This is a genomic window from Pseudomonas sp., from assembly GCF_049645325.1.
Classification (GTDB): domain Bacteria; phylum Pseudomonadota; class Gammaproteobacteria; order Pseudomonadales; family Pseudomonadaceae; genus Aquipseudomonas.
On the sequence record NZ_JBARTQ010000508.1, the window covers coordinates 1 to 9,722 of the forward strand.

At 63.1% G+C, this 9,722-nt stretch carries 7 protein-coding genes; 5 read left to right on the forward strand and 2 right to left on the reverse strand.

Annotated elements, in window-relative coordinates; genetic code table 11:
- The first annotated feature begins 178 nt into the window (after positions 1 to 178).
- The 3 genes from WBB95_RS21565 to WBB95_RS21575 all read left to right on the forward strand — a co-directional run bounded on the left by WBB95_RS21565 (position 179) and on the right by WBB95_RS21575 (position 5,099).
- Positions 179 to 1,825: a VRR-NUC domain-containing protein gene (locus WBB95_RS21565; RefSeq protein WP_424489415.1), complete on the forward strand. Its 1,647-nt coding sequence runs from the start codon at positions 179 to 181 to the stop codon at positions 1,823 to 1,825.
- Positions 1,822 to 4,077 carry an ATP-dependent DNA helicase gene (locus WBB95_RS21570; protein WP_424489416.1) on the forward strand — a complete coding sequence of 752 codons (2,256 nt, stop codon included), beginning with the start codon at positions 1,822 to 1,824 and terminating at the stop codon, positions 4,075 to 4,077. Before WBB95_RS21565 ends, WBB95_RS21570 begins: the two co-directional genes overlap by 4 nt.
- 80 nt (positions 4,078 to 4,157) lie before the next feature.
- Positions 4,158 to 5,099, forward strand: a complete 942-nt coding sequence (locus WBB95_RS21575) for an alpha/beta fold hydrolase (protein WP_424489417.1) — start codon at positions 4,158 to 4,160, stop codon at positions 5,097 to 5,099.
- On the opposite strand, the gene WBB95_RS21580 is transcribed toward WBB95_RS21575, so the two are convergent.
- The gene (locus WBB95_RS21580) at positions 5,062 to 6,528 is read right to left on the reverse strand and encodes a sensor histidine kinase (RefSeq protein ID WP_424489418.1); all 1,467 of its coding nucleotides are present in this window, start codon (positions 6,526 to 6,528) and stop codon (positions 5,062 to 5,064) included. The genes WBB95_RS21575 and WBB95_RS21580 overlap by 38 nt on opposite strands.
- Complete coding sequence (locus WBB95_RS21585; RefSeq protein WP_424489419.1) at positions 6,525 to 7,235, reverse strand: response regulator transcription factor; 711 nt, start codon at positions 7,233 to 7,235, stop codon at positions 6,525 to 6,527. The genes WBB95_RS21580 and WBB95_RS21585 overlap by 4 nt, the downstream gene beginning before the upstream one ends.
- 139 nt (positions 7,236 to 7,374) lie before the next feature.
- On the opposite strand from WBB95_RS21585, the gene msrB reads away from it, so the two are divergent.
- Positions 7,375 to 7,875 (forward strand): peptide-methionine (R)-S-oxide reductase MsrB, encoded by a 501-nt coding sequence (msrB, locus tag WBB95_RS21590; RefSeq protein ID WP_424489420.1) that lies wholly within the window; start codon positions 7,375 to 7,377, stop codon positions 7,873 to 7,875.
- A gap of 35 nt (positions 7,876 to 7,910) precedes the next feature.
- The gene (locus tag WBB95_RS21595) at positions 7,911 to 9,671 is read left to right on the forward strand and encodes a cytochrome c biogenesis protein DipZ (protein ID WP_424489421.1); all 1,761 of its coding nucleotides are present in this window, start codon (positions 7,911 to 7,913) and stop codon (positions 9,669 to 9,671) included.
- Positions 9,672 to 9,722 lie beyond the last annotated feature (51 nt).

Genomic DNA, 9,722 nt, shown 5'->3' on the forward strand with positions numbered 1-9,722 from the left:
CCTTAACCCTTAAAAGTCCCGCGCCAGGGGCTGCGGGCCGTAAATGTTACGTCATCAACTGAGCTATCTGATCACTTTTATACGAAAAGTTGCGTACGCCATTTATCTATTACCGATTGCAACAACGTGTGTGCGACGGCAATCTGTATGCATAACCAGTATTTGATCAGCGCGTGACATGGCCAATCCCCTCGACGACCCCTTGTATTACCTGCATAACTTCCGCCAAGTGCTGCTGTGGCTGGGGCAGCGCTATGCCGATTTGCTCGACCCGGACGAATTGCAGTTTATTCAGCAATTTGACAGGTTGCCGCAGGCATCCCAGGCCTTGCTGGTGCGCATGGTCATGCGCAAGGGCGCGCATTTTCGTGCGAGCAAGCTCAATTACCTGGAGATCGGTTGCACCCACTCGGCCGCGTTGCCGTTGGTGGCGCACGGCTGGATTGACGACAGAGGCCTGTTGTCGTTCGAGGAACTGTTCGCGCTGCTGCAAAAAGGCGAAGTCCTGGGTGCCTTCAACCCCTGGATTGATCAGCCCAAGGCCAAAAAGGCTGACTGGCTGGAAGCGCTGGCGGCGCAGTTCACCGAAAGCCGCAGCTTTGCCCAGTGGTGCCCGGACCTGGGCGATGCGCTCTACAGCCTGACCGTGATGGACCTGTGTGATCGCCTGCGGCTGATGTTTTTCGGCAACCTGTACCAGGACTGGTCGGAGTTCGTGTTGGCTGACCTCGGTATCTACACCTACGAAAAGGTCGAGTTCTGCGCCGAATCGCGCGGTTTGCGCAACCGCGAGGACGTGCGCGGTTTTCTGTTCCTGCACCACTGCCAGCAGGCGTTTGAAGCGGGCGAGGCATTGGAGGAGGTGCTGGCGCAAATCGCCGAGCTGCACACCGACAACCCCTGGCTGGAAAAACGCCGCGCCAAGGTGTTGTTCCAGGTCGGCCAGTATTGCGAACGCACGGCGCAATTGGACCTGGCGCAGCAGATTTACCGCCAGTGCAGCTACCCCGGCGCGCGTTCACGGCTGATCCGCGTGCTGGAACGCCAGGAAGACTACGTGCAAGCCATGGCCTTGGCGTGCGCCGCGCAACAGGCCCCGCAAAGCGCCGCCGAGCAGCAACATCTGCTGCGGGTGTTGCCACGCTTGCGACGCAAACTCGGTGAGCCGGCGCTGCCCAAGGTCAAGCCACGCGAGGTCACGCGCCTGGACTTGGCGTTGTCGGTGCCCGAGCCGCTGATGTCGGTGGAATATTGCGTGCAGGCGCACCTGAGTGAGCCGGATGCGCCGGTGCATTACGTCGAAAACGGCTTGATCAACTCACTGTTTGGCCTGCTGTGCTGGGAGGCGATTTTCGCGCCATTGCCCGGCTCGTTTTTCCACCCGTTCCAGCGCGGGCCGGTGGACCTGCACAGCGAAGATTTCCACGCGCGCCGGGCGGCGTTGTTCGCCGCGTGCTTCGAGCAACTGCAGGACGAACGCTACAAGGCCACAATCCGCCAACGCTACGTGGACAAATGGGGCATTCAGTCGCCGTTCGTGTTCTGGAACCTGCTCAGTGAAGAGCTGCTGGAACAAGCCCTGACGTGTTTGCCCGCCGAACACCTGGGGTATTGGTTTGAGCGGCTGCTGCTGGATATTCGCGCCAACCGCGCCGGCATGCCGGACCTGATCCAGTTCTGGCCCGCGCAGAAAACCTACCGCATGATCGAGGTCAAGGGCCCTGGCGACCGCCTGCAAGACAACCAGCTGCGCTGGCTGGAGTTCTGCGGTGAATACCAGATGCCGGTCACGGTCTGTTACGTGCGCTGGGCAGAATCCGCTTGAGCTACAGCGTCGCCGTGCGGGCGCTGTGCGAGTTCACGGCCAAGGTGGGCGACCTCGACCTGCGCTTTACGCCATCACCCAGCGCCCAGGAAGGCATCGTTGGCCATCGCACCGTGGCCTCCCGGCGCAGCGCGCATTACCAGAACGAAGTGGCCCTGGAAGGTGAGTACCAGCTGCTCAAGGTGCGGGGCAGGGCGGACGGCTATGACCCCGACAGCAATCGCCTGGAAGAAGTCAAAACCTATCGCGGCGACCTCGACGCCCAGCCCGCCAACCACCGCCAGCTGCATTGGGCTCAGGTCAAGGTGTACGGCTGGCTGATGTGCCAGAAGCTCGGGCTCGGCGACATTGACTTGGCCCTGGTCTACTTCGACATCGTCGGCGAGGGGGAAACCCTGCTGAACCAGCGTTTCCAGGCGGTGGAGCTGGAGCAATTCTTCAACGAACAATGCGCGTTGTTTCTGGGCTGGGCCCAGCGGGAAATGCAGCACCGCGACGCACGCAACAGCGCCGCGCAAACCCTGGCGTTTCCGCATGCCGAATTTCGTCACGGCCAGCGCGCGTTGGCCGAGTCGGTGTACAAGGCCGTCAGCACCGGTCGCTGCCTGATGGCGCAGGCCCCCACGGGCATTGGCAAAACCGTCGGCACGATTTTTCCACTGCTCAAGGCGCTGGCGCCGCAGCAGTTGGACAAAGTGTTTTTCCTCACCGCCAAGACGCCGGGTCGCAAGCTGGCGCTCGACGCCGCCCAGGTGCTCTACGACAGCCGTCCCGACTTGCCGCTGCGCGTGCTCGAACTGGTGGCACGGGACAAGGCCTGCGAACACCTCGACAAAGCCTGTCACGGCGACTCCTGCCCGTTGGCCAAGGGCTTTTACGACCGTCTGCCCGCCGCCCGCAGCGCCGCCGCCAATGTACGCCTGCTCGACCAGCGCAACCTGCGCGAGGTGGCCCTGGCCCATGAGGTCTGCCCGTATTACCTGAGCCAGGAAATGGCGCGCTGGACCGACCTGGTGGTCGCCGACTACAACTACTATTTCGACTTTGGCGCCATGCTGTTCGGCCTCGCCCAACTGAACCAGTGGCGCGCCGCCGTGCTGGTGGACGAGGCGCACAACCTGGTGGAGCGCGCCCGTTCGATGTACAGCGCGAGCCTCGACCAATACCGCCTCAAGACCCTGCGCGACACCGCGCCCGAGCCGCTGAAGAAACCCCTGCAACGCCTCAATCGCGAGTGGAACGCCCTGCACAAGGACCAGCTCGCGCCGTACCAGGCTTATGCGACTAAACCCGACAAATTGCTCCAGGCCCTGAGCCTGTGCATCAGCGCGCTGGGTGATTACTTCAATGACCATCCCGACGCCCTGAGTGGCGACCTGCAAGCCTTCTATTTCGACGCCCTGCAATTTGCCAAAGTGGCCGAGCTGTTCAACGAGCACTTCATCTTCGACATCAGCAAGCGCGAGTTTGGCGCCCGGCGCAGTGCTTCCACCTTGTGCCTGCGCAACGTGGTGCCCGCCGAGTTCATCCGGCCCAGGCTCACTGCCGCCCGTAGCAGCGTGCTGTTTTCCGCGACCCTGAGCCCGCGTCATTACTACGCCGACTTGCTCGGGCTGCCGACGGACACGGCGTGGATCGACGTGGAATCGCCGTTCAAGGCCGAGCAGTTGCACGTGCGCATTGTCGATGAAATCTCCACGCGTTATGTGCATCGCCAAGCCTCGCTGGAGCCCATTGTGGCGTTGCTCGCCGAGCAGTTTGCGCGACGGCCCGGCAACTACCTGGCGTTTTTCAGCAGCTTTGATTACCTGCAACAGGTGGCCCAGTTGATGGCTGAGCGGCACCCCCAGGTGGCGCTGTGGTTGCAATCGCGCGGGATGGCCGAAGCCGAACGCCAAGCCTTTCTGGATCAATTCACCCAGCACAGCCAGGGCATCGGCTTTGCCGTGCTGGGCGGCGCGTTTGGCGAAGGCATCGATTTGCCGGGCGCGCGCCTGATCGGGGCGTTTATCGCCACCTTGGGGTTGCCGCAGCTCAACCCCATCAATGAACAAATGAAAGCGCGCATGGGCGCCATCTTCGGCTCGGGTTACGACTACACCTACCTGTACCCCGGCCTTCAGAAAGTGGTGCAGGCGGCTGGGCGAGTGATCCGCAGCCAGCAGGACGAAGGCGTGGTGATGTTGATTGATGACCGCTTTGGCGAGGCCCGCGTGCGGCAGTTGCTGCCGCGATGGTGGGCGCTGGATTGAGTCATTCTCGCCATCAATGATGCTGGTTCCAGCGCAAGCAATGCTGCACGCTGCGCAAAACCTTCAGAAAGGCCAGCCTCATGAGCGTCCTGACCGAACAAACAATCGCCGTCAACGGCATCGAGCTATGCGTCCACATCGCCGGCCCCGAACACGGCCAGCCGGTCTGGCTGTTGCACGGGTTTCCGGAGTGCTGGCACTCCTGGCGCGAGCAGATTCCCGCCCTTGTGGCCGCGGGCTATCGCGTGTTCGCCCCCGAAATGCGCGGCTACGGCCAATCGAGCGCCCCGCACGAAGTCGCTGCCTATGATGTGCTGACGTTGTGCGCGGATATCCAGCAGGCCATGGACCACTTCAACCAGAAGCAGGTGGTGATGGTCGGCCATGACTGGGGCGCGGTGGTGGCCTGGCACCTGGCGTTGCTGGAGCCTGAGCGCGTCACGCGCTTGATTACGCTGTCTGTGCCGTTCGCCGGGCGCGCCCGCAGGCCGGTGATCGAAATCATGCGCGAGCTGTACGCCGACCGGTTCAATTACATCCTGTATTTTCAGGAACCCGGCGTGGCCGAACCAGAATTGAACGCCGATATCGAGCGCACGCTGCGCCTGTTCATGCAGGATCAGGACGTGTTCCTGCAAAAGAAAGCGCCCAACGCCCGCTTGTTTGACGGTGTTTCTACGCCGGGCGCGTTGCCGGCGTGGTGCAGTCAGGCGGACCTTGATGTGTATGTGCAGACGTTCGCAGAGCACGGCTTTCGCGGCCCGCTGAACTGGTACCGCAATTTTGAACGCAACTGGCAACGCACCGAATGCCTGGCTGGCCAACAGGTGCTGCAGCCCACGCTGTTCCTGATTGGCGACCGTGACCCGGTCGGCGTGTTTGAAGCCCACACGATCAAGCGCATGCCCGACTCAGTGCCGCAGTTGGAGCAACACGTATTGGCCAACTGTGGTCACTGGGTCCAGAACGAGCAGGCGCAAGAGGTCAACGCACGGATGCTCGGGTTTCTAGGGAGAACGTAAACGTTGCGCCATGGCCGGGGCGGTCGACCAACTGGATGCTGCGCCCGTGCAGTTGCAGGATACGGTGCACGATACGCAGGCCCAGGCCGCCGTCGCGGCGCGCGCCGCCAATGGTGAAGGCGCGCAGGAACAGGCCTTCGTGCAATTCCTCATCAATGCCCGGGCCGCTGTCGCTGACGGTGACGGCCACGCCATTCGCGGTCGGTGAGAGGATCACCTCGACCTCGCCGTTGACGGGCGTATGGCGCAAGGCGTTGTCCAGCAGGTTGGTCAGTACCCGTTCGATCAAGCCGAGGTCGGCCAACACCGTCGGCACCTGCGGCGGCAGGGTCGCGGTGAGGGTGATGGCGCGGGCTTCGGCGGTTAGCTCAAATTTCTGGAAGATGTCTTGCACCAGGTCCGGCAGCGAGAAGCCTTCGATCACCGGCTGCACAAAACCGTGCTCCAGGCGCACCAGCTCCAGCAGTGACTGGGCCAGGCCGCCGACCTTGCGGCTCTGGTCGAGGGCGATGCCGAGGTAGCGCCGGCGCTCTTCGGGGCTGAGGCTGGCGTCCTTCAGGGACAGGGTTTCCAGGTAGCCATGCAACGACGCCAGGGGCGTGCGCAGGTCGTGGGAAATATTCGCGACCATTTCGCGCCGTTCCTGGTCCTGGTGGGTGATGGCGCGCCATTGCTCGCCCAGGCGGTTTTCCATCTGCACGAAGGCGTGGTCGAGCACGGCGATTTCATCGCTGCTGTCGAGCTCGGGCGCGGGCGCCTGTGCAGGTTTCGGCGCGCCATTGATGTCGAACTGGCCGACTTTGTCGGTCAGCTGGCGCAAGGGCCGGGTGATCCAGGCAAATGCGATCAAGCCGGCCATCAGGCACAGCAGCGCGACCAGGCCGATGGACCACAAGGCGATTTTCAGCGCCATGCCCGTGGCGTCCTTGGCGTCGTACACGTCGTGGGCTTCACCCAACAAAACCACGTACAGGAAGCCGGTTTGCTGGCCGTTGGCTTTGAGCGGCGAGGCGCTGAACACTTTGCGCCCATCGACGCTGCGCGGGTCATCGCCGAGGATCGGCAGCATGGCGCCGCTGAGAAAACGCCGGACCGGCGCGAGGTCGACGTGATCACGCAGTAAATGCCCGCTTGGGGCGGCATTGCCGACCACACGCCCATCGATGTCGAGCAAATACACCTCGACGCTCGGGTTCACCAGCATCAATTGGCTGAACAGGTTGCGCACCGCATCGGGCTTGAGGCCATCGGCGTCCATCAATTGGGTGTCGCGGGCAATGTGCGCGGCCAGGTCACGGGACAGGCCTTGCACCACTTCCAGTTCGTGCATGCGGTTGGAGCGCACCTGCAGCCAAGCCGAGGTACCGCTGCAGATCACCAGCAATACCGCGAACACCACTGACAGGCGTTGGGTCAGGGTCAGTTTCATGGCGGGTTCTCGGCAAATTTGTAGCCGCGGCCCCACACCGTGAGAATGCGCGCCGGGTTGGCCGGGTCGGCTTCGACCTTGGCGCGCAGGCGGTTGATGTGGGTGTTTACCGTGTGTTCATAGCCTTCGTGGCTGTAGCCCCACACGGCGTTGAGCAGGTCCATGCGTGAAAAGACCGTGCCCGGCTGGCGGGCAAAGAAGTACAGCAAGTCGAACTCGCGCGGCGTGAGGTCCAGGCGCTGGCCTTGCAGGGTGGCATCGCGGGTCAGCGGGTTGATGAACAACTGGCCGAGGTCGAGGCTGCCGGCGTCCATTTTCAGGTTGCGTGCCATGGCATCGACCCGGCGCAGCAGCGCCTTGACCCGCGCCACCAGCTCCGGCATCGAGAACGGCTTGGCCAGGTAGTCGTCGGCGCCCAGTTCCAAGCCGAGAATGCGGTGCAACTCGCTGGAGCGCGCGCTGGTGATGATGATCGGCGTGTAGCGCGTCATGGCCCGGGCCCGACGACAGATCTCCAGGCCATCGACGCCGGGCAGCATCAGGTCAAGGATCAGCGCGTCCCAACCGCCTTGCTCCAGCAGGCGCAGGCCTTCGTTGCCGTCGGCGCTGTGCACCACCTCGAACTGTTCGTCACGCAGGTGCAGGCAAATCAAGTCGGCAATGTGGGCATCGTCCTCGACCACCAGGACACGTTTGGGCTGATCCATGTAAGAAACCTTCGCTTGTAGTGCGCGCATTGTGCGGGTTTTGCCACAGTGTAGTTATCACGAATTGTTTAACTCTGCGTGAGGATTTCGCGACCGCCAAACGCGCAGGATGGCCTCATTGCTCATTGAGGAGAACACCATGTACTCACGTCGACAAATGCTGCTGGCCGGTGGTGGCCTGGGTGTCGCCGTCCTGGCCGGTGGCCTGCTGAAACAAATCAACATGATCAGCGTGGTCGAGGCCGCCGAGACCTTTGAGGTCAGCCACACCGAGGCCGAATGGCGCAGCCTGCTGACGGCCGAGCAATTTTCCGTGCTGCGCGAGGAGGGCACCGAACGCCCGTACAGCAGCCAACTCAATGAAGAACACCGCGCCGGCACGTTTGCCTGCGCCGGTTGCGCGTTGCCCTTGTTTTCCTCGACCACCAAGTTCGACAGCCACACCGGGTGGCCGAGTTTCTGGCAGCCGCTGGACAACGCGGTGGCCAGCCACACCGACACGTCCTACGGCGTGGTGCGCAAGGAAATTCACTGCCGCCGTTGCGGCGGGCACCAAGGGCACGTGTTCGACGACGGCCCAGCACCTACCGGCCTGCGCTATTGCATGAATGGCGCCGCCATGACGTTCACGACGGCTTAAGCCGATGTCTTTTTATACTGATAAGGGTCAATCCCATGTGGCTTCTGGTTCTCGCGTATCTGGGCGGCGTGCTGACAATTGTCAGCCCGTGCATCCTGCCTGTTCTGCCTTTTGTCTTCGCTCGCACCGGGCAGCCGTTTATGCGCAGTGGCTTGCCGCTGTTAGCGGGGATGGCGGTGACGTTCGCCCTGGTGGCCTCGCTGGCGGCGGTGGGCGGCGGTTGGGTGGTGCAAGTCAATCAGTACGGGCGTTGGCTCGCGTTGCTGTGCGTTGCCCTGTTCGGACTCACGCTGCTGCTGCCGCAACTGTCGGAGCGCCTGACGCGTCCGCTGGTCGCCGCCGGCAGTCGCCTGTCGGAAGCCGCCGGGGCCGATGCCAAACCCCGTCCGGGCGCTTCGTTCCTGATCGGCGTGGCCACCGGTTTGCTGTGGGCGCCTTGCGCCGGGCCGATTCTCGGCTTGGTGCTGACCGGCGCCGCGCTGCAGGGCGCCAGCGTCGGCACTACCTTGCTGTTGCTGGCCTACGCCGCCGGTGCTGCCACCTCCCTGGCCTTGGCACTGCTGGTCGGCGGTAAAGTCTTTGGTTTCATGAAAAAATCCCTCGGCGCCGGTGAATGGCTGCGCCGTGGCTTGGGTGCGTTGATGCTGGCCGGTGTCGCTGCGATCGCCCTGGGCCTGGACACTGGCGTGCTGTCGCGCTTGTCGACGGCGTCCACTGGCGGCCTGGAACAAAGCCTGGTGGACACGCTGAGCGCCAAGCCGGAACAGAAGGGCGGCGCAATGATGGCCGGTGGCGCGATGATGGCGGCTGCCAACCACAGCGATGCACTGCCGGTCGAAGGCGCCTTGCCGGCGCTGGATGGCGCCGTGCAATGGCTCAACAGCCCGCCGCTGACCGCCGAAGCGCTCAAAGGCAAAGTCGTGCTGGTGGATTTCTGGACCTACTCCTGCATCAACTGCCTGCGCACTTTGCCGTACGTGAAAGCCTGGGCCGAGAAGTACCACGACCAGGGCCTGGTGGTGATTGGCGTGCACGCCCCGGAATTCGCCTTTGAACGCGACGTGAGCAACGTCACCAAGGCCATGAAGGACCTGGGCATCACGTACCCGGTGGCCATTGACAACAACTACAAGATCTGGCGCGCCTTCAACAACCAATACTGGCCGGCGCATTACTTCGCCGATGCCAAGGGCCAGATCCGTTATCACCACTTCGGCGAAGGTGACTATGCCGAGTCGGAACGGGTGATCCAGCAACTGCTGCGTGAAGCCGGCGCGACCAACGTGGCCGGCGGTTTGATCGAGGCCGATGCCAAGGGTGTGCAGCAAGCGCCGGACACCAACGAAGTGCAGTCGCCGGAAACCTACCTGGGCTTCCAGCGTGCAGAAAACTTCGTCACCACCGGCAGCCTGGCCACCGACAAAGTGGCGACTTACCCGGCGGCCGGCAAGCTGGCCCTGAACAACTGGACCCTGGAAGGCCAATGGAACGTCGGCGGCCAGCAAGCTACCCTCGACAAGGCGGGCGGGCGTATCGTCTACCGCTTCCACGCCCGTGACCTGCACCTGGTGCTGGGCCCTGGCGCGGACGGCAAGCCGGTGCGCTTCAAAGTCAGCATCGACGGCCAGGCACCGGGCGATGCCCACGGTACTGACGTGGCACCCGATGGCAGCGGCACAGTGACCGAGCAGCGCTTGTACCAACTGGTTCGCCAGCCGGGCGCCGTGCAGGACCGCACCTTCAGCATCGAATTTCTCGACCCGAGCGTGGCGGCGTATGCCTTCACCTTTGGCTAAACAATCCTGAAGTGAAATACAACCTCTGTGGGAGCGGGCTTGCTCGCGAAA